Annotated in this window: 25 protein-coding genes; 9 read left to right on the top strand and 16 right to left on the bottom strand. The window is 58.4% G+C overall.

Annotated features, from left to right (window positions below):
* Nucleotides 1-21: 21 nt before the first annotated feature.
* Together NUV55_RS01690 and rluC are read right to left on the bottom strand one after the other, a co-directional pair.
* Nucleotides 22-708: an HAD-IIIA family hydrolase gene (locus NUV55_RS01690; RefSeq protein WP_296669818.1), complete on the bottom strand. Its 687-nt coding sequence runs from the start codon at nucleotides 706-708 to the stop codon at nucleotides 22-24.
* The gene (rluC, locus tag NUV55_RS01685; protein WP_296669817.1) at nucleotides 692-1,666 is read right to left on the bottom strand and encodes a 23S rRNA pseudouridine(955/2504/2580) synthase RluC; all 975 of its coding nucleotides are present in this window, start codon (nucleotides 1,664-1,666) and stop codon (nucleotides 692-694) included. Before rluC ends, NUV55_RS01690 begins: the two co-directional genes overlap by 17 nt.
* 515 nt (nucleotides 1,667-2,181) lie before the next feature.
* On the opposite strand from rluC, the gene NUV55_RS01680 reads away from it, so the two are divergent.
* Nucleotides 2,182-4,572 carry an Rne/Rng family ribonuclease gene (locus tag NUV55_RS01680; RefSeq protein ID WP_296669815.1) on the top strand — a complete coding sequence of 797 codons (2,391 nt, stop codon included), beginning with the start codon at nucleotides 2,182-2,184 and terminating at the stop codon, nucleotides 4,570-4,572.
* A 36-nt stretch (nucleotides 4,573-4,608) separates the two neighbouring features.
* Here NUV55_RS01680 and NUV55_RS01675 read toward each other — a convergent pair whose 3' ends face one another.
* The 9 genes from NUV55_RS01675 to NUV55_RS01635 all read right to left on the bottom strand — a co-directional run bounded on the left by NUV55_RS01675 (nucleotide 4,609) and on the right by NUV55_RS01635 (nucleotide 12,456).
* Nucleotides 4,609-5,082: a low molecular weight protein-tyrosine-phosphatase gene (locus NUV55_RS01675; protein WP_296669814.1), complete on the bottom strand. Its 474-nt coding sequence runs from the start codon at nucleotides 5,080-5,082 to the stop codon at nucleotides 4,609-4,611.
* Nucleotides 5,083-5,156: 74 nt separating this feature from the next.
* Nucleotides 5,157-5,924, bottom strand: a complete 768-nt coding sequence (gene kdsB / locus NUV55_RS01670) for a 3-deoxy-manno-octulosonate cytidylyltransferase (RefSeq protein ID WP_367280317.1) — start codon at nucleotides 5,922-5,924, stop codon at nucleotides 5,157-5,159.
* A complete protein-coding gene (locus NUV55_RS01665; RefSeq protein ID WP_296669810.1) occupies nucleotides 5,921-6,127 on the bottom strand; it encodes a hypothetical protein in 207 nt (68 codons plus the stop codon). Before NUV55_RS01665 ends, kdsB begins: the two co-directional genes overlap by 4 nt.
* Entirely contained in the window at nucleotides 6,124-6,306 is a 183-nt protein-coding gene (locus NUV55_RS01660) for a Trm112 family protein (protein WP_296669809.1), read from the bottom strand. Before NUV55_RS01660 ends, NUV55_RS01665 begins: the two co-directional genes overlap by 4 nt.
* Nucleotides 6,299-7,282: a tetraacyldisaccharide 4'-kinase gene (gene lpxK / locus NUV55_RS01655; protein ID WP_296669807.1), complete on the bottom strand. Its 984-nt coding sequence runs from the start codon at nucleotides 7,280-7,282 to the stop codon at nucleotides 6,299-6,301. Before lpxK ends, NUV55_RS01660 begins: the two co-directional genes overlap by 8 nt.
* 7 nt (nucleotides 7,283-7,289) lie before the next feature.
* Nucleotides 7,290-9,044 carry a lipid A export permease/ATP-binding protein MsbA gene (msbA, locus tag NUV55_RS01650; RefSeq protein ID WP_296669806.1) on the bottom strand — a complete coding sequence of 585 codons (1,755 nt, stop codon included), beginning with the start codon at nucleotides 9,042-9,044 and terminating at the stop codon, nucleotides 7,290-7,292.
* Complete coding sequence (locus NUV55_RS01645; protein ID WP_296669804.1) at nucleotides 9,037-9,468, bottom strand: biopolymer transporter ExbD; 432 nt, start codon at nucleotides 9,466-9,468, stop codon at nucleotides 9,037-9,039. The genes msbA and NUV55_RS01645 overlap by 8 nt, the downstream gene beginning before the upstream one ends.
* An 8-nt stretch (nucleotides 9,469-9,476) precedes the next feature.
* Nucleotides 9,477-10,091 carry a MotA/TolQ/ExbB proton channel family protein gene (locus NUV55_RS01640; protein WP_296669802.1) on the bottom strand — a complete coding sequence of 205 codons (615 nt, stop codon included), beginning with the start codon at nucleotides 10,089-10,091 and terminating at the stop codon, nucleotides 9,477-9,479.
* Between the two features lie 100 nt (nucleotides 10,092-10,191).
* Nucleotides 10,192-12,456, bottom strand: a complete 2,265-nt coding sequence (locus NUV55_RS01635) for a DNA internalization-related competence protein ComEC/Rec2 (protein WP_296669800.1) — start codon at nucleotides 12,454-12,456, stop codon at nucleotides 10,192-10,194.
* 68 nt (nucleotides 12,457-12,524) lie between these two features.
* Here NUV55_RS01635 and NUV55_RS01630 point away from each other — a divergent pair, with 68 nt between their 5' ends.
* Entirely contained in the window at nucleotides 12,525-13,049 is a 525-nt protein-coding gene (locus NUV55_RS01630) for a DUF2062 domain-containing protein (RefSeq protein ID WP_296669799.1), read from the top strand.
* 93 nt (nucleotides 13,050-13,142) lie between these two features.
* Here NUV55_RS01630 and lolD read toward each other — a convergent pair whose 3' ends face one another.
* The 4 genes from lolD to NUV55_RS01610 form a co-directional block, all read right to left on the bottom strand.
* Nucleotides 13,143-13,955 (bottom strand): lipoprotein-releasing ABC transporter ATP-binding protein LolD, encoded by an 813-nt coding sequence (gene lolD, locus NUV55_RS01625; RefSeq protein WP_296669797.1) that lies wholly within the window; start codon nucleotides 13,953-13,955, stop codon nucleotides 13,143-13,145.
* On the bottom strand, nucleotides 13,952-15,196 hold the full coding sequence (locus NUV55_RS01620) for a lipoprotein-releasing ABC transporter permease subunit (protein ID WP_296669796.1): 1,245 nt from the start codon (nucleotides 15,194-15,196) through the stop codon (nucleotides 13,952-13,954). Before NUV55_RS01620 ends, lolD begins: the two co-directional genes overlap by 4 nt.
* Before the next feature lie 157 nt (nucleotides 15,197-15,353).
* On the bottom strand, nucleotides 15,354-16,526 hold the full coding sequence (locus tag NUV55_RS01615; RefSeq protein WP_296669794.1) for a CapA family protein: 1,173 nt from the start codon (nucleotides 16,524-16,526) through the stop codon (nucleotides 15,354-15,356).
* Between the two features lie 15 nt (nucleotides 16,527-16,541).
* Nucleotides 16,542-17,018 carry a DciA family protein gene (locus NUV55_RS01610; RefSeq protein WP_296669793.1) on the bottom strand — a complete coding sequence of 159 codons (477 nt, stop codon included), beginning with the start codon at nucleotides 17,016-17,018 and terminating at the stop codon, nucleotides 16,542-16,544.
* A 109-nt stretch (nucleotides 17,019-17,127) separates the two neighbouring features.
* On the opposite strand from NUV55_RS01610, the gene NUV55_RS01605 reads away from it, so the two are divergent.
* The 7 genes from NUV55_RS01605 (at nucleotide 17,128) to NUV55_RS01575 (ending at nucleotide 20,354) form a co-directional block, all read left to right on the top strand.
* Nucleotides 17,128-17,850 carry a YggS family pyridoxal phosphate-dependent enzyme gene (locus NUV55_RS01605; protein ID WP_296669791.1) on the top strand — a complete coding sequence of 241 codons (723 nt, stop codon included), beginning with the start codon at nucleotides 17,128-17,130 and terminating at the stop codon, nucleotides 17,848-17,850.
* A 182-nt stretch (nucleotides 17,851-18,032) separates the two neighbouring features.
* A complete protein-coding gene (locus NUV55_RS01600; protein ID WP_296669789.1) occupies nucleotides 18,033-18,614 on the top strand; it encodes a hypothetical protein in 582 nt (193 codons plus the stop codon).
* Nucleotides 18,615-18,624: 10 nt separating this feature from the next.
* Nucleotides 18,625-18,987 carry a hypothetical protein gene (locus tag NUV55_RS01595; protein WP_296669787.1) on the top strand — a complete coding sequence of 121 codons (363 nt, stop codon included), beginning with the start codon at nucleotides 18,625-18,627 and terminating at the stop codon, nucleotides 18,985-18,987.
* 24 nt (nucleotides 18,988-19,011) lie between these two features.
* Nucleotides 19,012-19,200 (top strand): hypothetical protein, encoded by a 189-nt coding sequence (locus NUV55_RS01590; RefSeq protein WP_296669786.1) that lies wholly within the window; start codon nucleotides 19,012-19,014, stop codon nucleotides 19,198-19,200.
* A 121-nt stretch (nucleotides 19,201-19,321) separates the two neighbouring features.
* A complete protein-coding gene (locus NUV55_RS01585; RefSeq protein ID WP_296669784.1) occupies nucleotides 19,322-19,549 on the top strand; it encodes a sulfurtransferase TusA family protein in 228 nt (75 codons plus the stop codon).
* A 39-nt stretch (nucleotides 19,550-19,588) separates the two neighbouring features.
* The gene (locus NUV55_RS01580; protein ID WP_296669783.1) at nucleotides 19,589-19,816 is read left to right on the top strand and encodes a sulfurtransferase TusA family protein; all 228 of its coding nucleotides are present in this window, start codon (nucleotides 19,589-19,591) and stop codon (nucleotides 19,814-19,816) included.
* A 160-nt stretch (nucleotides 19,817-19,976) separates the two neighbouring features.
* Entirely contained in the window at nucleotides 19,977-20,354 is a 378-nt protein-coding gene (locus NUV55_RS01575) for a hypothetical protein (RefSeq protein ID WP_296669782.1), read from the top strand.
* A gap of 66 nt (nucleotides 20,355-20,420) precedes the next feature.
* Here NUV55_RS01575 and NUV55_RS01570 read toward each other — a convergent pair whose 3' ends face one another.
* Nucleotides 20,421-20,825, bottom strand: a complete 405-nt coding sequence (locus NUV55_RS01570) for a DoxX family protein (protein ID WP_296669780.1) — start codon at nucleotides 20,823-20,825, stop codon at nucleotides 20,421-20,423.
* Nucleotides 20,826-20,880: the final 55 nt, after the last annotated feature.

Below are 20,880 nucleotides of genomic sequence, written 5' to 3'. Positions count from 1 at the left end.
GCACGCCGCGCCCGCGTTCAATTAATTCGTGGCTGCGGCAGATGACAGGCCGTTTGCTTGCTGCAACCACGCATACACCTCGCTAAAGGAATCCAGACAGACCAGCGGAGCGTGTTCCACCAGCAGCTCGCGCCCGTGCACACCATATGTCACGGCGAGGCTATCCATGCCGGCATGGCGCGCCATCTGCATGTCATAGGTGGTGTCACCCACCATCAACGCCTGCTCCACGCTGAAACCGGTCTGCTCCAGAATATCTTCCAGCATGCGCGGATGCGGTTTGGAAAATGCCTCGTCAGCACATCGCGTGGCACAAAAAAGATGTGCCATACCGGTATCGTGTAACACACGGTCCAGTCCGCGGCGTGCCTTGCCGGTCGCAATCGCGAGCATACAGCCCTGCGCCACGAGGGACTCCAGCCCCTCGCGCACGCCCGGGAACAGTGGCATGTCGGTCTGGTCGAGATGCAGAAAATACTGGCGATAGCGCTCCACCACCTGTGTGCGTGTATCGGCATCGACCTGCGGTAACAGCGTCGCAACCGCCTCCGCCAGACCAAGGCCAATGACATGACGCGTGGCGTCTTGGCCAGGATGCGGGGCACCCACGTCATCCACGGCCGCCGTGAAACAACGCACGATCTTGGCGACGGAGTCCATGAGCGTTCCGTCCCAATCGAAAATAATCAGTTCATACCGCGGTTTCATGTGTCAGGCGCTCGAGTAATGAAGAAAGTTCAGCGGGGAGCGGGGCCTCCATATCCATTTTACTGCCGTTCACAGGATGTGCGAATCGCAACCGGTAAGCATGCAGAAACATGCGCTTCAATCCAAACCGTTGCAGGCGACGGTTGAATTCACGATCACCGTATTTATCGTCACCGGCAATCGGATGGCCCAGGTGGGCGGCATGCACCCGCGCCTGGTGTGTGCGTCCGGTCAACAACCGGATCTCCATGAGCGATGCCGATTTGAAACGCTGTTGCGGAGTAAAATGACTCACCGCCTCCCTGCCGTCTTCGGATATCTCCACCATGCGCTCGCCCGAGCGTGGGCGGTTTTTCTCCAGCGCCGCGCTGACCTCGCGTGCGCCACCGCGCCAGGCCCCGGCAACCAAAGCGAGATAGCGTTTCTCCATCTTGCCGTCGCGCAACATCCGGTGCAGCGCCATCAGGGCCGGCCGGCTCTTGGCCAACAGCAGACAGCCCGACGTATCACGGTCCAGACGATGCGCGAGCTCCAGAAACGGCGCTTGCGGTCGCAGTCCACGCAGTGCCTCGATTAACCCCACGCTGACGCCGCTGCCGGCATGTACGGCGAGCCCGGAAGGCTTATTGACCATCATCAGGTCGTCATCCTCGAACAGGATGCGTGGCAACAGCCAGGCAAATCCTTCCGCGGCCTCCGGTCCCCCGGCCAGGAGCGGTGGGGGCGCCAGTCGCAAAGGGGGGATGCGCACCAAGTCCCCCTCTTCCAGACGATAGTCGGGGCGCGCCCGTCCCTTGTTGATACGCACCTCACCTTTGCGCAAAATGCGGTAAATATGGCTCTTGGGGACTCCCTTGAGGATGGCAATCAGGAAATTGTCGAGCCGCTGGCCGGCGCGGGTTTCATCGATTTCGAGGTAACGGACGGTGGGGGCTACGGGGTCGACGGCCTTCTTCATGCCGGCGCGATAATAACAGATTGCTGGGGAGTCAATTGGTTTGCTATAGTGCCAGTGAGTACTTTTAGTAAATTCTTTAGAGTTTTACACAAGTACTAGAAATGCAACGGATTTTCGCGCCAGGTAAAAGCCGGCGCGGGCTCTGCCGCACCGTTGCCGACCGGCCCACATAATCCGGTGTCCTACGCATATAACGGACAGAGCCCAAATGGGTAACACGCCTCTCCCCTACTTCCTGTAGAGGCGTATGGAATAGACGCTCATAAAAAGCGAGCACCTGCCGACACACACAGGCAGACGACGCGTGGGACAGCAAAACTGTTCACGACGTAATTAAAGTCTGAATTTGCACATCCGCGCACAGCATCAAGCGCGGTATCAAAGCAGAAGACCGTCGACCCTAAATTAGCGGTCTCTGCACCCTGTCGGCAGGACGACGTTCCGTCATGTCGCGCTGAAACAACAGCGCGGACGGAGCTGCACGCAATACCGGGCGTCGGGGACATCTATCAACAATGAAGCGTATTCTCTTTAACGCAACTCATCCCGAAGAGCTGCGATTGGCTGTTGTCGACGGTCAGAAACTTATCGACCTCGACATCGAATCCTCTACCTACCAGCAGAAAAAAGGAAATATCTACAAGGGTAAAATTACCCGCGTGGAGCCGAGCCTGGAAGCCGCCTTCGTGGACTACGGTTCCGAACGCCAGGGTTTCCTGCCCCTCAAGGAAATTTCCCGCATTTACTTCCAGGGTTACAACGAACGCACCCCAATGAGTCAGGTGCGTATCAAGGACGTCATGCGCGAAGGCCAGGAACTGCTGGTGCAAGTGGACAAGGAAGAACGCGGCACCAAAGGTGCGGCGCTCACGACTTTTGTCAGCCTCGCCGGCCGCTATCTGGTTCTCATGCCCAATAATCCCAAGGGTGGCGGCATTTCCCGCCGCATCGAGGGCGAAGATCGCGCAGAACTCCGTGAGGCCATGGGTCAGCTCAAGCTGCCCGATGACTATTCTGTTATCGCCCGGACCGCCGGCATCGGCCGTTCGGCCGAGGAATTGCAGTGGGACCTCGACTACCTGATCAATCTGTGGGACGCCATTTACAAGGCCTCGCAGGAACGCGCCGCGCCTTTCCTGATCTACCAGGAAAGCAACCTCGTGGTGCGCGCTACCCGCGATTACCTCAAGGCCGACATCGGCGACATCATGGTGGATAACCCGGAAATTCACGAGCGCATGTTGAAATTCATGCAGCAAGTGGCGCCGCAGTTTATCGACAAGCTCAAGCTGTACAAGGACGAGACGCCGCTGTTCTCGCGTTTTCAGATCGAGCATCAGATTGAGTCGGCCTTTTCGCGCGAAGTGCGTCTGGAATCGGGCGGTGCGGTCGTGTTCGACAAAACCGAGGCGCTGGTCACCATCGACGTCAATTCGGCGCGTGCCACCAAGGGTGCCGACATCGAGGAAACCGCGCTCAACACCAATCTGGAGGCGGCGGAAGAAATTGCCCGCCAACTGCGCCTGCGCGACCTCGGCGGTCTGATCGTCATCGACTTCATTGACATGACGCCCGAGCGCAGCCGACGCGATGTGGAAAACCGCATGTTCGATTCTCTCAAGGTCGATCGCGCCCGCACCCAGGTTGGCCGCATATCACGTTTCGGGCTGCTCGAAATGTCGCGCCAACGTCTGCGTCCTTCGCTCGGTGAATCCTCCAGTCTGATCTGCCCACGCTGTCGCGGTACCGGACATATTCGCAGCGTGCAGTCATCGGGGCTTTCGATCCTGCGCATGATCCAGGAAGAAGCCATGAAGGAAAACACCGCCGCGGTCCACGTCCATCTGCCGATCGAGACAGCAACCTACCTGCTAAACGAAAAGCGCATGGAGATGAGCGCCATCGAATCACGTATCGGCACGCCGATCATGATCATTCCGATGTCGGACATGGAAACACCGCATTATCACATTCGCCGCTTGCGCATCGATGAATACGAGGCCGAGGCCGACGTACCGAGCTATGAGATCGATCTGGTGGAGGACGAAGACGAGGACGAGCGCAAACCCGCTCAACCCACACCGGTTTCCGCGGAAGCGGAAAAGCCGGTCATCGGTCCGCTCACGCATACCACTGCCGCACCGCCAGAACGTCCGAAGCCTGCCGCTAACGGCGGTAGCCTCATCAAGAAGTTCATCTCTGGCCTGTTCGGCAAAAAAGATGAGGAAGCAAAGAAACCGGCGACCCCGGAAAGCCGGCCGGCCCGTCCACATCAGCCGCATCGTGGTCATGGTGGCGGGCGTCCACAGCATCGTCCCCATCAGGGTCAACGGCATGAGCGCCACGGGCATTCTGACCGCCGTCCCGGCGGCCAAGGACAAGGTCAGGACCGAAACCGTCCGCGCCCACCGCAACCGCCGCAACAGACCAGCGGGGGTTCCGGCCCGGGACCGAGCGCCGACAACGAGGCCAGTGCGCCTCAAAGCGAACGCCCGGAAGGGAGCGGTCGTAGACCCCGACGCCGCGGTCGCCGTCGTGGCCGGGGTCAGGAAGGCAGGCCGCCGCAGGAAAGACCGGACTTCAACGCACGTAACAATAACAATGCGCCAGGGTCGAATGCGGCGCCTGAGCAACCTGCACAGGAATCACAGCCTCCACGTGAAGTCTCGTATCAGGCGCCGGCAGACACGGCTGGCGGCATGACGGAATCCTTCACGGAGTCGCCGTCGTCCACCTCATCCCGGGAGACGCCACCGGAACAAAATGACGGCTGGCATACGCCATCGGCGAGTCCGACCGAACATGAATCACATCATGAATCGGACAGCCGTGAATCCTCTCCCAAACCGGAGTTGGTTCAAGTCGAAACCCGATTTGATGCCGACGACAATAAAGGAAACAAGTAAACAAAAAACCCGCCACCAGGCGGGTTTTTTTTGAGTCTACAAACGCGTGCGCCGGATGTCTTCGAGCAGGCCTTGTGCGGCGTCCTCAATCATGTCGAGCACGCGGTCAAAACCACCGGCCCCGCCGAAATATGGATCGGGCACTTCTTCCTCCGGCCGATCAGCGGCAAACTCCATGAACAGCCGGACGCGCGTCTCATGGCCCGGCGGACAGATGTCGATCAGATTTTCGAAATTCTCGCGGTCCATGGCCAAGACATAATCGAATCTCTCTATGTCCGCGGCGATGGCCTTGCGCCCGCTCAGGCCACTGATGTCGATGCCACGGCGCGCGCAGGCGGCCTGGGCACGTTCGTCCGGCGGGTCGCCAACATGATAGGCATGGGTGCCCGCCGAATCGATTTCGAACTGGTGCTCCAGTTTCATATCGCACACCAGTTTGCGGAACACACCTTCCGCCGTCGGCGAGCGACAGATATTACCGAGACAAACGAACAGAACTTTCACCATATAAATAAAAATTCCACAGGATTTACAGGATTACTTGAAAGAATATTTTTAGCTTTAATCTTGTTAATCCTGTTTTAATCCTGTGAATCCCGTCTATTCAAAAATATTTTCTGCACCCTTTCGAGATCTTCCGGCGTGTCCACGCCGGCCTCGGGCAGAGCGCGCGCCTCGTGCACTACAATCCGTTCCCCGTGCCACAAGACACGTAGCTGCTCCAGCTGTTCCGTCTCCTCCGGTGGACAGGGCGTCCAGGATGCATAGCGCTGCACGAAACCTGCACGGTAGGCATAGAGACCGATATGGCGAAAGGCCTGGAGGGAACCCCCGCCCTTCCCGGCCATGATGTCGCGCGGCCAGGGAATGGCGGCACGGCTGAAATAAAGTGCATAACCCTTGGCATCACACACCACTTTTACCACGTTCGGATTGGTCAGCGTCTCGCGTTCATGAATAGCGTGAGAGGCGGTAGCGACTTGCGCTTCTTTGTGCGAGGCAAGTTTTGCCGCCACCGCGCGAATCAGCTCTGGCGGCATCATGGGCTCATCACCTTGCAGATTCACGACAATCTCTTCGGCGCCAATGCCAAGCTTCGTAATGACCTCCGCCAGCCGATCCGTGCCCGAGCGATGTTCGATTGATGTCATCACCACGCTCGCGCCAAAACCTTCCGCCGCGGCGCGAATGCGCTCGTCGTCCGTGGCGACAACAATTTGGGCGGCACCGCTCTTTTTGGCGCAATCATGGACACGCTGGATCAGCGGCTTGCCGGCGACATCCGCCAGCGGCTTGCCGGGCAGGCGGGTCGAGGCGTAACGCGCTGGAATAATGACGATCATGATTATTTTATTTTTGAAACCGCAGATGAACGCGGATGAACGCAGATTAAAACCAAAAAAGCATGCCTTGTTTCTTTATATCTGTGTTTATGCTCGCGCCATCCATGGCGCTCGCCCTCGCTTGCGCTCGGGCCAGCGTCGCTGCGCTCCGCTGTCCAATTTTTGCTCCCGGCAAAATTGTCTGCGTTCATCTGCGTTCCAAAATTCATTTAGGCAGCTCTTCTTCCGCCACCTGGCGCGCTTCGTCTTCCAGCATCACCGGAATATCGTCGCGGATGGCATAGGCCAGACGGTCGGCCTTACAGACCAATTCTGATTTAATCTTGTCATATATCAGCGGCCCCTTGCACGCCGGGCAAACCAGGATGTCGAGCAGTTTTTTATCCACGTAACTTCTCCTTGAGTCGTTGCCACACTACTTCACCGATGTGCGGGTCAGGTCGCGCCTCTACTGCCAGAAACCAGACATGATCGCCCGCGAAGCGTTCGCATTTTACCGCATCTTTCTGGGTCATGATCACCGGGCGATTGTCCTGAAAACGGATATCCCCCGGTACATACCGGTGGTGATCGGGAAACGGGTGTTTGATGATCTCAATGCCGAGCCGTCGCAGGTGCGCGAAGAACCGCGCCGGGTTCCCAATGCCCGCCACGGCATGAACGGTTTCACCCTTGAACGATCCTGCCGAGGCATAGGACGCCGGTGCATTCACCCGGCAAAAACCGGTTTCCACCAGCACCATGCCCAACTCATCCGCTTGTGGGGCGCCGTTGGTAACACGCAGCAAGACATCGCGCAGGCGACCGATCGGCTCACGTAACGGCCCGGCAGGCAGGCAATAGCCATTACCGAAACGGCGTTCACCATCAATAACGGCAATTTCCATGTCACGTGCCAGACGCAAATGCTGCAAACCGTCATCGCTCACGATGACATCGCACCGATGTTCACGCAAGAGGTACTGTGCGCCCCGAACACGGTCCGGGTCCGCTGCCACCGGGCATTCGCTTTGGCGCGCCAACATCACCGCCTCGTCGCCTACCACGTCGGGGTCGTGCTGTGGCGTAACTCCATGCGGCCAGTCCGCGGCACTGCCGCCGTAGCCACGCAACACAATGCCCGGACGCATGCCCTTCTGGCGCAAGAAACTCGCGAGCCAGAGAACCAGGGGAGTCTTGCCGCTGCCTCCTACCGTGACGTTGCCCACCACGATGACCGGCACCGACAACTTCACGGAAGGAAACACGCCCAGACGATACAGTTCACGGCGCACTACAATAAGCAGGCAATAAAGCCAGCTGACTGGCAGCAACAAGAGGCTAAGCGGGGTTTTGTGATACCAGTGCCATTCCAGCCAGTGCATGATTAAATCAGTTGGCCGGGGTGTCGCGGAATTGATTGCGGTACAAGCCGGCGTATACGCCATTGCGCGCGAGCAACTCCCGATGCGAGCCGCTCTCCGCCACGCGCCCCTGCGCCAGCACCACGATCCGGTCGGCGTGTTCAACTGTGGACAGGCGATGGGCAATCACCAGCGTAGTCCTGTCCTTCATCAATTGCTGCAAGGCGTCTTGCACGAGCCGCTCGGACTCGGTATCGAGCGCGGAAGTCGCCTCATCGAGAATCAGGATCGGGGCATTCTTGTACAACGCCCGGGCAATAGCGATGCGTTGCCGTTGCCCGCCCGACAGCAGCGCGCCGCGATCTCCGACGTGCGTGTTCATCCCTTCCGGCAGACGTTCCGTGAATTCGAGCACGTGTGCCGCGCGCGCCGCCTCCATCAGGCGATTTTCATCAATCGCCCCTTCCTCGCCGTAGGCGATGTTGTGGCGGATGGAATCGTCGAACAAGATGTTTTCCTGACCAACCAGGGCAACCTGCCGGCGCAGGCTGGCCAGAGTCAGGTCGTTGATATCGGTATCGTCGAGCCGGATGCTGCCGCGGTTACATCGATAGAAGCGCGGCAGCAGGCCGACAATGGTGCTCTTGCCGCTACCCGACTGACCAACCATGGCCAGCACCTGCCCAGGCTCAACGCTGAAGGAAACATCATCCAGTACATCCTGCGCGGAGCTGGGATAGCGAAAGCCGACATGGCGATATTCAACACGGCCGCGCGCGCGCTCGATGGTCATTGAGCCGGTATCCTCTTCCGGCTCCTCATCCAGCACGGCAAATATGCTCTGCGCCGCGGCCAGCGCGGTCTGGATGGTTTCGTTGACGCGCGCCAGTCGTCGGCTCGGCCCCGTGATCCACAAGGCAGCAGCCAGGTAGGAAGTAAACGTTCCCGCCGTGATCTCGCCTGTGAGCAATGAGGCATAGATCACCAACCCTAGCGCGATCGAGGCGACAAATTGCAGCAAGCCCATGCCGATGGCGGAAACCGCCACTTTGCGCAGCGACTGGCGGCGGTTTTTTTCATTGCCGTGCACAAAAGCAAGCATCTCCGCTGGCTGGCCGCCGAAGGCCTTGACCACGCGCTGACCGTCGCTCGCTTCGCGCACCACCTGCGAGATCTCGCCCATGCTTGTCTGGATCTCGAGACTGGTGTGCAGAAAACGCCGGTTCATGGCCCGCACCAGCAGCGCCGTGATCGGCAGCAGGATGGCAAACACCAGGGTAAGTTTCCAGTTGAGGTACAGCAACCAACCGGCCAGCGCCAACATGGTGAGCCCGTCGCCGATGACGACATAAGGCACCTGGGTAACGCCGGCGGCAATCTGTTCAACATCGTAAATAATTCGGGAAATCAGGCTGCCCGAGGAGCTCGATTCATAATAACGGCTGGGCAAACTCAACATGCGCTGGAAAATATTTTTGCGCAGATCGTAGGTTACGCGCCGTCCAATCCAGGCAGTGCCATATTGCGCCAGAAAGTTGCCGATACCACGCACCAGGAACAACAGCACAATCAGCGGCGGGATCATCTTGATGGCCGAGGCATCGCGCTGGACGAAGCCCTCGTCCATGAGCGGCTTTATCAGAGCGGTGAAACCGGCCGCGGTGATCGACAGCACAATCATGCCGACAACGGCGAGAAAAAACATCCACTTGTACGGCCAGGCATATGCCAGCAGCCGGCGGTACAGCCGCAGGTTATTTTGCGTGTCCGGGTTTTTACTCACGCGCCGCTTGGCCGGACGGCTGCTGGGTGGCGAACGTCAATCGGGTGAAGCCGAGGCGACGCGACGAGTCCATAACACGAATGACGGCCTCATGCGGCGTGTGCGCGTCGGCGTGAACAACAATCAGCGGATCCTTGTTACCGCCGGCGGCGCGCATCAGCGCATTGCGCAACACCTCCGGCGTGGCGTTCAGCAGCTGCTGTTCACCGATGTAAAACTGGCCTTTGGCGTCGATGGTCACCCGCAACGATGGCACGTTCTCCTTGACCTCGGCCGAGGCCTCGGGCAGGCGCACGCTCAGACGCGCTTCGTTTGAAAAACTGGTGGTGACAACCAGAAAGATCAACGTCATCAACAACACGTCGATCAACGGTATCAGGTTCAGCTCCGGCTCTTCTTCCGGCATGGTAGGGCGAAAATTCATAGTTCGATTCAGTCGTTCTCGCGTTCGCCTTGCAGGATTTCCACCAGCTTGATGGCCTCCTGCTCCATCTCGATCAACAGTTCGCTCACGCGTCCGCGGAAATAGCGATAGAACATGAGGCTTGGAATGGCGACGGCCAGACCGCCAGCGGTAGTGATCAACGCCGTGGAGATACCCGCCGCGACGATGGTGGGGTCGCCGACGCCGTGCTGGCTGATGCCGGAGAACATCTGGATCATGCCGATGACAGTCCCAAACAGGCCCAGGAACGGCGAGATCGCGGCGATCGTGCCAAGGCTGCGCAAATAGCGCTCGAGATCCGGCACGATATGACGCCCGGCGTTCTCGACGGCCTCCTTGACGATCTCCCGGTCATGGTCGCGGTTAACCAAGCCCGCCGCCAGAATCCGACCCAGCGGTGAACTGTCGCGTAGCGCCGTCAGATGCGACGGTTCGAGCTCGTTGCGCGTTAGCAGTTGCTGCACCTGCGCCAGCAGGTTGGGCGGTGCGACATTTTTTTTCTGAAGCGACCACAAACGCTCGCCAATGATGGCGAGGGCCGCCACGGAACACAGGATGATGGGCCACATGACCCAGCCCCCTGCCTTAATAAGTTCGAACATGCTGTTATTCCGGGGGAAATTATTAAAAAAGTGCGGCTAATGTATCAGACGAGGCCAAAACCTCAAAGACAGCCGCCGCCAAACCGCTTAGCGCATCTGCTCAATCCGCGTACCAATAGCGCCGGTGCCGCGCCCGATAAGCCGCGACATCGAGACCATTGGCGTTCAACCGGAATTCCAGCGCCCCTGATGAGGCAGAATCGTACAAAATAACGCCACGGTCCACATAGCGTTGAACAACAACGGGATGAGGATGCCGATAGCGATTGCGATAGCCGGCCGGGAACAGCACGTAGCGCGGCGCGACTGCCTCGATGAATGCGGGCGTTGAGGAGGTTTTGCTGCCATGGTGCGGCGCCACCAGAATTTCCGCACGTAACCGGTCGCCCCACGTTTCCACCAATTTTTTCTCGGACTTGGCTTCGATGTCGGCCGGCAGCAGGATATTTCCATGGCGACTGCGCACCCTCAACACGCAAGAAGCGTCGTTCCTGCGTCCTGCTCCGGCGTCATCCGGTCCCAGCACATCGAAATCCACGCCATCCCAATTCCATGACTGCCCGGAGCGGCACAGTTGCGCCATGGGCAGGATCTCCGGGACGCTGCTCAGTACTTTCTCGACCGGCAATCCGTGCAGAACAGATTTGGCGCCACCGATATGATCGATATCTTTGTGACTGATAAGGAAGCTATTGAGTCGTCGCACACCCACGGCGCGCAGGTATGGCTCAACTACCGCCTTGCCAGTATCAAAGTCACCGAAACGCGGTCCGGCATCGAACAGCAAAGCATGTTCGCGGGTACGGACCACCGCGGACAATCCCTGTCCGACGTCCAGCAGCGTGAACCACACCTCCCCCGCGGCGGGCACCGGCGGGCGCACCATAAACAAGGGCAGCAACCATACAACACCGACCCAGCGCGCCGGCCAGCCGCGCGGCGCCAGTAGCAGCGCTACACCAATGGCACCACACAATAGCGCCCACCACACCGGCGCCGGCTGAGTCCATTGGCTGAACGATAAATCCGCCAGCCATGTCAGCGCCTGCCACAGCATCTGCAGCAACCACGCTGCCAGCTTGAAAAGAAACCCGGCAACATCAGGCGCGAAACCCAGCATGAGCGTTCCCAGCAGCGTCAGCGGCACGGCCATTAAATCAAACACCGGCACGGCAAGCATGTTCGCCACCGGCGCCACCAGCGATACCTGCTGGAACATTGCCAGCATCAGCGGCAGCATGCCCAGTGCGATGGCCCACTGGATATAACCCAGTTTCCAGGCCACTGACTTTCCCGACCGGTCTCCGTGCATGACAAACAGAATCACGGCTACGGCGGCAAATGACAACCAGAAACCCGCGGACATTACCGCGAGCGGGTCGTAGAGCAGCACGGCAAGCCCGGCCACCGCGAGCAATTGCGAAGGCGGAAAGCGCCGGCGTAACAGGATGCCGGCCATGGCCACGGTCAGCATGATGAGCGCGCGCTGGGTTGGCACCACGAAACCGGCCAGCGCGGCGTAGAGGGCGGCCGCCAGCAGCGCACAAATCGCACCGAACTGGGGTGCGGGCAGGCGCAAAACGGTTGTCCCCGGCAGCGCCCACAACCAGCGCGTCATGAAAAACACGACGCCGGCAATCAAGCTGATGTGCAGTCCGGAAATGGCGACGAGGTGCAGCGTGCCGGTACGGCGCAATACTTGCCACTGCTCCGCGCCAACACCACGGCTGTCGCCGTTGGCCAGTGCAACAATTATTGCGGCATACTCGTTATCCTGCAGAAGCGAGTGAATGCGGTCCCCCAGATCCTGCCGCCAACGGTCAATGTCGTACCACGCCGGTACCCGATCCAGACGTTGCGGCGCCATATCGTCACGCACGTATCCCTTGGCGCGAATGCGATCCCGGAACAGGTGCGCCTCGTAATCAAACCCGCCAGGGTTCTGATAGCCATGAGGACGGTTGAGGCGAACCAGCAGCCGCCAGGTTTCGCCGGCACGCGGCTGGAAGGAATATTCCCGGCTATTGAGGAGTATCTTGCGCGGCACGTGCACGGCTTCGCCATCGAGCTCGGCGCGCGCCACTTCCAGTTCAAAACGCTGGCCGAATTCGGCACGGCGTGGAATATCCACAATCCGCCCTTCCACGACCAAATTCCGTCCTTCGAGCTCGTGCGGCAGGCTGTCATCAAGGATAATGCCGGCACGGAAGCTCACCCACATCGCGCCGGCCAGGAAAAAAACCGGAATGAACCACAGGGGACGACGGATGGCCGGCCACAGGAGCGGTGCCAGCAGCAATGTCCACCACAGGGAAGGCAATACGGCCAACTGCTGAACCAGCAGCACGCCGCTGAGGAAGGCCAACGTGGCGAGGCGAATGGCAGGCTCCTTGGCTGTTATTTTTATTTCGTGAGACTATACACTTGGAATTCATGGCAAAAAAATATATCAGGCGATACCTCCCGGATCCCCACAAAATCCGAGAGCACAAGCATTTGCGCCTGTTCGGCACGCTGCTACACGATCCCAACCTGTGGCACCTGAACCGCCGCTCGGCGTCCGGCGCTTTCGCCGTCGGCCTGTTCATGGCGTTTATGCCCATGCCGTTCCAGATGATACCGGCCGCGGGCCTGGCCATCCTGTTTCACGTCAACCTGCCGATCGCCGTCGCGCTGGTGTGGATAACCAACCCGCTCACGATAGCGCCGGTGTCCTATTTCTGCTACTACGTCGGCGCCTGGATACTGGATACGCCGGTACACGCGGTCGAATTTCAAATCTCGTGGGAGTGGATCAGCACGGAACTGATCCGCATATGGAAACCGTTTCTGCTCGGCTCATTGCTGGTGAGCGCCATAAGCGCCAGTATTGGATATTTCAGCATACGCGCCCTGTGGCGCTGGCACGTGATACGCGACTGGGAAAAACGCAAACGCAAGCACGAAAGAAGCGCCTAATATTATTTTTCACCACAGAGGACGCAGAGATCGCAGAGATTTTTGATCAAAAGTTTTTTCTCTTCTGCTCCGCGTTCTCTGCGGTTAAAACTCTTACATCTGCTTCAGTGCGCCGTCTTCGAGTCTGAGCACACGGTCCATGCTCGCCGCCAGCGCGGAATCGTGGGTGGCAATAATAAAACTCGTTTTAAGTTCACGATTGAGTTCCAGCATCAGCTCGTAAACATTCTGCGCGTTTTCGCGGTCGAGGTTGCCGGTGGGCTCATCCGCGAGCACGCACAATGGCCGTGTCACCATGGCGCGCGCCACCGCCGCGCGTTGGCGTTCACCGCCAGAGAGTTCACTTGGACGATGTTGCAAGCGATCCTCGAGACCGACGCGCTTTAGCATGGCCTGCGCCTGTGCGATGGCCTCGGCCGCCGGCATGCGCCGCACCAGCAGCGGCATGGCGACGTTTTCCAGCGCGGTGAATTCATTCAATAAATGATGGAACTGATAGATAAAACCGAGCATGCGATTGCGCAATACGCTGGCCTCGCTCTCAGTCATCTTCGTCAGGTCCTGACCGTCGATCTCCACCTGCCCCGCCGAGGGTCGGTCCAGCCCGCCGAGCAGATGCAACAACGTGCTCTTGCCCGAACCGGAGGCGCCGACAATCGCCACGCGCTCACCCGGCTCGACGCGCAGGTACACGCCCTTCAGCACGTGCACATTGAACGTGCCCTCGTCGAAAATCTTCTGCAGACCGGTGGCGCGCAGAATATGTTTTTTTTCGGTTATTTCCGGCGCTGTGGTCGATTCAAGCGCCTTCTTCAGATCCGTTTGCCCTGACTGAGTGACGGCCTCGGCCGGGCTGTGCCTCGCCCCTTTGTCCGCCTTCGGAGTTTTTTCAGCTTTCTTGCTCATTCGTAACGCAAGGCCTCGGCCGGTTGTACCTTGGAAGCACGCCACGCGGGATAGAGCGCGGACAACAGGCCCAGCACCAGTGAACAGCTCGACACCAGGATCACGTCGGACAAGTGTAAATCAGACGGCAATTCGCTGATGAAATACACATCCGCTGAAATAAAGGAGGTGCTGAACAAGCGCTCAATGCCGTGCACGATGGGTTCAACGTTGAGCGCCAGTAAAACACCACAGGCCGTGCCCACCAGCGTGCCCACCACTCCAACAACGGAACCGTGCGCGAGGAATATGCCCATGATGCTTTGGGGGCTGGCGCCGAGCGTGCGCAGGATGGCGATGTCGGACCGTTTCTCGGTGACCACGACTACCAGCGTGGATATCACATTGAACATGGCCACGGTCACGATCAGCAGCAGGATGACGAACATGACTGTTTTTTCGATCTTGAGGGCACGGAAGAAGTTGCCATGCTCGCGTGTCCAATCGCGTGCCAGATAATTTGCTCCGAGCCCTTCTTCCAGTTCATTGGCCACCCGTGGCGCGGCATCCAGATCGTCGAGTTTCAAGCGCAGACCGCTGATCTGATCGCCCATCTGGTACAGCTTGGCGGCGTCGTCAAGATTCATTAACACCAGGCCACTGTCGTATTCGTGCATGTCCATCTTGAAGATGCCCACCACGGTGAAGCGCTTGAAACGCGGCATGAGGCCGGCCGGCGTCACCAGCGCCTGCGGGATGATCAGCGATATTGGCGAACCCACACTTAGGTCAAGCTTCCACGCCAGCGTGCTGCCAATGACGACGCCGAATTCGCCGGACTTCAGCGCCTCCAGCTTGCCATCTACCATGCGACTGCCGAATTCGGAGACCTGCATTTCCTCGGACGGCAGCACCCCGCGCACCATGACGCCGCTCACGGTCTTGCCGCGCGCCACCATGCCCTGCCCGGCGATGTAGGGCGCGCGCCCGATCACCTGGGGATTCTTGATGCGCTCAGCCGCGGCCTTCCAGTTTTGCAGCTGGCCGCTGGTTTCGGTGATGGTGACGTGCGAAATAACGCCGAGGATGCGACCGCGCAGTTCCTTGCCGAAGCCGTTCATAACCGAGAGCGTCGTGATAAGCGCCGTAATACCGAGCGTGATGCCCAGTATGGAGATTAGCGAGATGATAGAAATAAAGTGGTTACGTTTACGGGCGCGGGTGTAGCGCAGGCCAACGAAAAGCTCAAACGGACGTATCATGGCCCGGCATTAAACACAGATGCATGAATTCGCACAAGTACCTTTTTTAAGGTTTTTGGAACCACGGATGAACACAGATTAACACTGATAAAAGAAACAGAAGAAAATCGATGGTTTTAATCCGTGTTCATCCGTGTTTATCTGTGGTTACCAAATATTATTTCGCAACCAGCACCGCCACCCCGTCGCGGCTCTCCAACGTGGTGCCGAGTGCTTGTGACATTTGCTGTAAATGCTCGACGACATCCGTGGCGTCGCGCCCGACCAGCGGACGCGGCTGGAACACGACCTCGGCATTTTTCACGTTAATCGGGACCATGCGCAGCTCGCGCCACTGATTGTCGCGGAACGTGAGCAACGCGATCGCGCTGCGCGTGGCGGTGTTGCTGAACGATCCGAAGGCAAAGTTGCCGAGGCTGTAAAGAATCACCCCGTTCTTGTAACGCTCCACGCCCTGCAGGATATGCGGGTGATGACCCAGCACCGCGGAGGCCCCGGCGTCGATGGCGGCGTGCGCCAGTTGCCTCTGGTAGTCGCGCAGCTCGGTCTTGCCTTCCTGCCCCCAGTGGAACGAAACCACCACGATATCGGCCTTTTCACGCGCCGCCGCCACGTCCGCGCCCACATGGCGTTCATGGCCAAAAGCAGTGCCGGGCTTGTCCTTCCCGGCCCAGAATTCCTCCGGAAACGTCAATGAATAGGCCAGAAAGGCCACCTGGGTGGTGAAGTTCACCGCGGAAAATCCACTGCCGCGCGGTGGCGCGCATGTCATGTATACCGCTGCGCGCGCCTCCGCCGCATTGGCGCCGGCACCCACAGATTGTATGCCGGCCTTTTCCAGCGCCTGGCGGGTGTGCTCCAGCCCTTCAGGGCCATAATCCAGCGTGTGATTATTGGCGAGTGACACGATATTAAAGCCGGCACGTGACAGTGCCGGGGCCACCTTGTCCGGAGGCGAGCGGAAGACATATTGCTTGGCGGTTTCGGAGGCGCCGTCATCGGTCAGCGGGCCTTCCAGATTGCCGAAAACGATCTGCGCCTGTTTCAGGATGTCCTTCGTCAGCTCAAAGGGGTAGTCATAACCGAATTTGCGCATCTCGGGCGCCGCCGTGCCGCCGAGCATGATGTCGCCCACCGCGGCGACATGGCATTCTGGCGTAACAGCCCTCGCAGGCGTGCCAGGCGTTACCACCGGCTGAGGCACGTTGACCGTCGCCGATGGCTTGGGTGAAGGTGGAACAGGCTGTGTGGCGCAAGCGGCGCTGACGGCGCAAAGCGCCCCCATGAACAGGCGCCGACACAGCCCGCCGATATGTCGGTTCAGGACCATGGACTGATTATAGGATTAACTTTTTGCGGATGCAGACTTGTCGCGCGTGCCCGCCAGACGGATGAGCGAACGGCGCAACGCCGGGTCCAGGATGTCGTCCGCCACGCTCTTGATGAGATGGGCGGCGCTGTCCGGGATGCGGCTGGGCAAGGTAATCGACTGGCGCTTCTTCTCACCCTGCGCGCGCGCCCGCTCGGGCAGCACACGCACGTACAGCTCGCGCAAATCGTGGAAATACGGGTCGTGGCGCAGCTCGTCCATGATCTCCGCCTGACTGTGGCGCAGACGGCTGGCCCAGGCCGAAGTATCAGCACGCAAGCTGAGGCGGCCGCTGTCATAGCTGACGGGAAAACTGTGCGAGACCAGCGGCTCACCGATGCTCGCTTTCCAGTGCGACAACAGGCTGGAGAGCTTGTCCATGTGCACGCCGGCGCGATTCAATATCTCGGTGGGTAAATGAGCGCCGGCATTCCGGGGTCCATTCCTTGTCATGGGTTCTTCACCTCTTGTGTTCGATCCATCCAACGCGGGCGATCATTATCCTTAAATAAAAATCGCGCGCAACATTGACATGTGAAAATATTTTTCAAATCACGGTAACATGCAAGTTGTGAACCAAACTTTTGACGCGATCGCAAGTAATTTATTCCACGTCAGACAGTCTATCGACGCGGCGCGCACGCGCACAGGAAGTTCCGACGCTATCCGATTGATTGCGGTGTCAAAAGGTCACTCGAAAGAGGCGATAGCGGCCGCCATCGCAGCCGGACAAAAAGATTTTGCAGAAAGTACAGCACAAGATGCCGTGCCGAAGATTTCGCATCACGCAAGTCTGTCCATTGACTGGCATTTCATCGGCCACCTCCAGACCAACAAGATCAAATTCATCCCGGGAAATTTTTCCTGGCTGCATTCGCTCGACAGCCTGGACCTTGCGCGTAAACTTTTCCGACACGCACAAGAGAAATCATCAATCATTAATATACTGATAGAGGTAAATGTTACCGCTGATCCGAAAAAACACGGCATTGCTCCCAATGCCCTGCCGGGTTTTATCGAAAAATTATTAAAAGAAGATTTCACTGCCCTGCCATTGCGCGGACTCATGACCATCGGCCCCCACGAAGCCGAGGAAAAGGAAATTCGCGCATGCTTCGCCACCCTGCGATGGTTGCGTGACGACTGTCAGCAGCGTTTTGGGCTGAAGGACTTCACCGAGCTGTCCATGGGCATGAGCAGTGACTACATCGAAGCCATCAAGGAGGGGGCGACCATGGTGCGGGTGGGCACGGCGATATTCGGAGAGCGGGATTATTCGAAATAATCGCCTAACTGCCGGCGTCTGTTGTTGTCAGTAGTATTCAATAAGCCAGCCACATCCCTTATATAACCGGCAACCAGGCGGCTGCCCGAAAGAGGCAGCATTAATAGGCCAGAAAACTTGAATTATCGGCGCCTAGAACCTTTAATCGGGACTGTACCCTTCCATCACAAGGAAACCGCCGTATGAGCGATGCACGCTGGTGCGTAGTGATGAACAATTTGCTGTATCCGGCTGTCCTCGGAACCCTGATCTACACCGGATTTAATGAATTCTCGGACCGCACGATCTGGGGCGAGGAAGCGCTGTTGGCGCTGGCCCTCTTCATTCTTTACGTCATGGACTACGCGCATTCTGTCAGTGACGGTAACCGGAAATCCTACACGCATGGAAAATTCTGGGCCGATCTGGTGATCGTCTCCTGTTTATTCCTGGCGGGCAATGCGATCCTCGGGGAAAATATTTTTCCCTCCATCCACCCGGCCTGGTGGTTGCTGGGAACCAAAGCCGCGGCGATCTGGTGGGAAAGCTGGGGACATCTGGGAGAGAAGTGGCCGCCCCGAAAACGGGTGGAGGTCGAGACGGACACCGCGTTTGCGCTGATCTATCTCGTCGCCGCGGTTTCCTCCTTGAACACGAGCATACCGACACTGGTCCTGGCGGCAGCGATTGCCGCCGACGCCTTCTACTATTATCGATATGGATCGCTCGTGGCGAATGCCGGCAAACCGCAGGGAAACCCTCGCGCACGGCGCGTACGCGCTTAAAAGAGGGAACATGGGATTGTTGCTATTGCTGTTCGTCGTCATCGCCGCGGTCGCGGCGGCATACCTGTGGCATCGACAGAAACCGGTCGTGACGGCTGAAGCACCGCCCCCCTCCAACCGCTTCCATGCCGTGGCCATCCACGCCCATGCCAATGCCTGCCCTGAAGTCAGGACGTTGTCGTCGAGCAAATTTCTCGCGAAGGAAGCACCCCGCCTGCCGTTGGAAAATTGCACGGCGCCCTATTGCCAGTGCCGATATGATCACTACGACGACCGGCGCACCGAGGAAGACCGCCGGCAAGCGTCTGATATGGTGCGCCACCAGGGGGAGCAGAAACGTGTACGCAAAAACCGTCGCAAGGCGCATGCCTGAAAGCACGAAGCTGAAAAGGATCCCGTGACAAAAGATAGCGATTCCAACAAACCAGCGTCCCGCGAACGCGAGCAGCGCAAAAAGATGCGGCGCCTCAGCAAAGAGCGCCGCGATCAGGTGCGCTGGGATATGGACAACCCGATGCGTCGCAAAAGCCCTGGCCGCCGCGCCCTCGACCGCCTGATGCAGGCGCTGGATTTTGTTAGGAAATAATTCCCGTCGCCCCTTATTGGTGCACAAATTACCGGCATTTCTGCGCCTCCAAAAGCAAAACCGCGAAAATAATCTATATTTAGATTGTATTTCGGCTTTGACGGTAATTGGGGAGGTATAGATGGCTGATCAAGAACTCGACGCGCGTGGACTGACTTGCCCACTGCCTGTCATGCGCACGGCGAAACTAATGCTGACCATAAAGGTTGGCCAGACTTTACGTGTATTGGCGACAGATCCCGCGACGGTCATAGACTTCGACGCCTATGCCAGAGGTTCAGGCAATGTGCTGCTCGAATCGAAGAAGACCCCCGCTGGCGAGTTCGAGTTCTTGCTGAAACGGGTGTAAGAATATTGGAGTTACTTGCTTGTAACGGGAGAAGCAACGATGGCTGACCATGATCTGGACTTGCGTGGATTGAATTGCCCGATACCCGTCATGCGTATGAAGAAAAAGATGGAAACCATGGCAAGCGGACAGACGCTGCGCGTCCTCACGACGGACCCCGGCTCGTTACCGGACTTCAAGGCCTATGCAAAGAAAACCGGGAACACCATGCTGGAGTCGAAAGAAAATGCCGAGGGTAATTTCGAGTTCCTGCTGAAACGGGCGTAGACGTTAGCCGGAAAATACTTCTACGACTTTGTATCGCTACACCGCAAACACCTAGAGGGAGTTTCTTATGAAATATGCCCAAGGTGCTGTCATCAGCATCACATTCTCACTCGTCCTGCTGGCCTAACCCTCCGCATTCGCCGGCCCCTATTCCGACGAGATGGCCAAGTGCCTCGTCACCTCGACCAGTGAGATGGACAAGAACTATCTCGTCAAGTGGATGTTCGCCGCCGCGGCCCTGCATCCCGCCGTCAAGTCGATCAGTTCCGTGACCGACGCGCAGCGCAATGAGCTGAATGTTAAAACGGCCAAGCTGTTCGAACGACTGCTGACAGAATCCTGCAAGAAACAGGTGCAGACGGCGATCAAGTACGAAGGACAGAGCACCATCGAATCCGCCTTTCAGGTGCTCGGCCAGGTCGCGGCACGCGGGCTGTTTTCCGATCCGGCCGTCAACGGCTTCATTGCCCAGCTCGGTAATCACATCGACAAGCAGAAAATGGAAAACGTCATCGGCGCGCCGAAGAAAACAAACTAATCAGGAAACTAACCGACGTAAATAAACAAAAGCCGCCCGGTGGGCGGCTTTTGTGTTTGGCAACGCTTACCGCCGTTTCAGCGCCGCGTCCGCGCTCCAGGCCCCGGCACCCGCAAAGACGAAATACAGGAATACGAAGCAGTAGAGCACCGCGAGCTCTCCTCCGTTCAGCATCGGCAGCAGCGCGTTCCCCTGGTTTCCATGCGCCATGAAGTACGCCACGGCCATGAACCCGCACAAGACAAACGCAACCGGCCGCGTGAACAGCCCGATGAGCAGCAGCGCGCCGCCGCCGACCTCCAGCACCCCGGCGAGCCCCACCAGCGACATCAGCTGTAACTCGTCAAACATCGCCCGGTGCGGCATGCCGAACAGCTTGGCGGTGCCGTGCGCCATAAACAGATACGCCGTAATGATGCGCAGGACCGCCAGTGCGCGCGGCTGCCACGAATTGAGGAATGCCGTATTCATTTTCAAAGTCCCTTTTGGTTGAAAGACGGTTGCCTATTAACCCCAAGACCCTAAG

It is taken from the genome of Sulfuricaulis sp. (genome assembly GCF_024653915.1).
GTDB lineage: Bacteria > Pseudomonadota > Gammaproteobacteria > Acidiferrobacterales > Sulfurifustaceae > Sulfuricaulis.
The sequence above is the reverse complement of the archived record's forward strand: the minus strand, read 5'-3'. Positions and strand labels throughout refer to the sequence as shown.

Coding starts and splice junctions, on each gene's coding strand:
- NUV55_RS01665 (WP_296669810.1), bottom strand. CDS start 6,127: ATGAATTTTGGAACGCAGATGAACGCAGACAATTTTGCCGGGAGCAAA.
- NUV55_RS01690 (WP_296669818.1), bottom strand. CDS start 708: ATGAAACCGCGGTATGAACTGATTATTTTCGATTGGGACGGAACGCTC.
- NUV55_RS01630 (WP_296669799.1), top strand. CDS start 12,525: ATGGCAAAAAAATATATCAGGCGATACCTCCCGGATCCCCACAAAATC.
- lolD (WP_296669797.1), bottom strand. CDS start 13,955: ATGAGCAAGAAAGCTGAAAAAACTCCGAAGGCGGACAAAGGGGCGAGG.
- lpxK (WP_296669807.1), bottom strand. CDS start 7,282: ATGCACTGGCTGGAATGGCACTGGTATCACAAAACCCCGCTTAGCCTC.
- NUV55_RS01675 (WP_296669814.1), bottom strand. CDS start 5,082: ATGGTGAAAGTTCTGTTCGTTTGTCTCGGTAATATCTGTCGCTCGCCG.
- NUV55_RS01680 (WP_296669815.1), top strand. CDS start 2,182: ATGAAGCGTATTCTCTTTAACGCAACTCATCCCGAAGAGCTGCGATTG.
- rluC (WP_296669817.1), bottom strand. CDS start 1,666: ATGAAGAAGGCCGTCGACCCCGTAGCCCCCACCGTCCGTTACCTCGAA.
- NUV55_RS01595 (WP_296669787.1), top strand. CDS start 18,625: ATGGGATTGTTGCTATTGCTGTTCGTCGTCATCGCCGCGGTCGCGGCG.
- NUV55_RS01580 (WP_296669783.1), top strand. CDS start 19,589: ATGGCTGACCATGATCTGGACTTGCGTGGATTGAATTGCCCGATACCC.
- NUV55_RS01605 (WP_296669791.1), top strand. CDS start 17,128: ATGCAAGTTGTGAACCAAACTTTTGACGCGATCGCAAGTAATTTATTC.
- NUV55_RS01570 (WP_296669780.1), bottom strand. CDS start 20,825: ATGAATACGGCATTCCTCAATTCGTGGCAGCCGCGCGCACTGGCGGTC.
- NUV55_RS01640 (WP_296669802.1), bottom strand. CDS start 10,091: ATGTTCGAACTTATTAAGGCAGGGGGCTGGGTCATGTGGCCCATCATC.
- NUV55_RS01610 (WP_296669793.1), bottom strand. CDS start 17,018: ATGACAAGGAATGGACCCCGGAATGCCGGCGCTCATTTACCCACCGAG.
- NUV55_RS01600 (WP_296669789.1), top strand. CDS start 18,033: ATGAGCGATGCACGCTGGTGCGTAGTGATGAACAATTTGCTGTATCCG.
- NUV55_RS01585 (WP_296669784.1), top strand. CDS start 19,322: ATGGCTGATCAAGAACTCGACGCGCGTGGACTGACTTGCCCACTGCCT.
- NUV55_RS01645 (WP_296669804.1), bottom strand. CDS start 9,468: ATGAATTTTCGCCCTACCATGCCGGAAGAAGAGCCGGAGCTGAACCTG.
- NUV55_RS01620 (WP_296669796.1), bottom strand. CDS start 15,196: ATGATACGTCCGTTTGAGCTTTTCGTTGGCCTGCGCTACACCCGCGCC.
- NUV55_RS01575 (WP_296669782.1), top strand. CDS start 19,977: ATGGCCAAGTGCCTCGTCACCTCGACCAGTGAGATGGACAAGAACTAT.
- NUV55_RS01615 (WP_296669794.1), bottom strand. CDS start 16,526: ATGGTCCTGAACCGACATATCGGCGGGCTGTGTCGGCGCCTGTTCATG.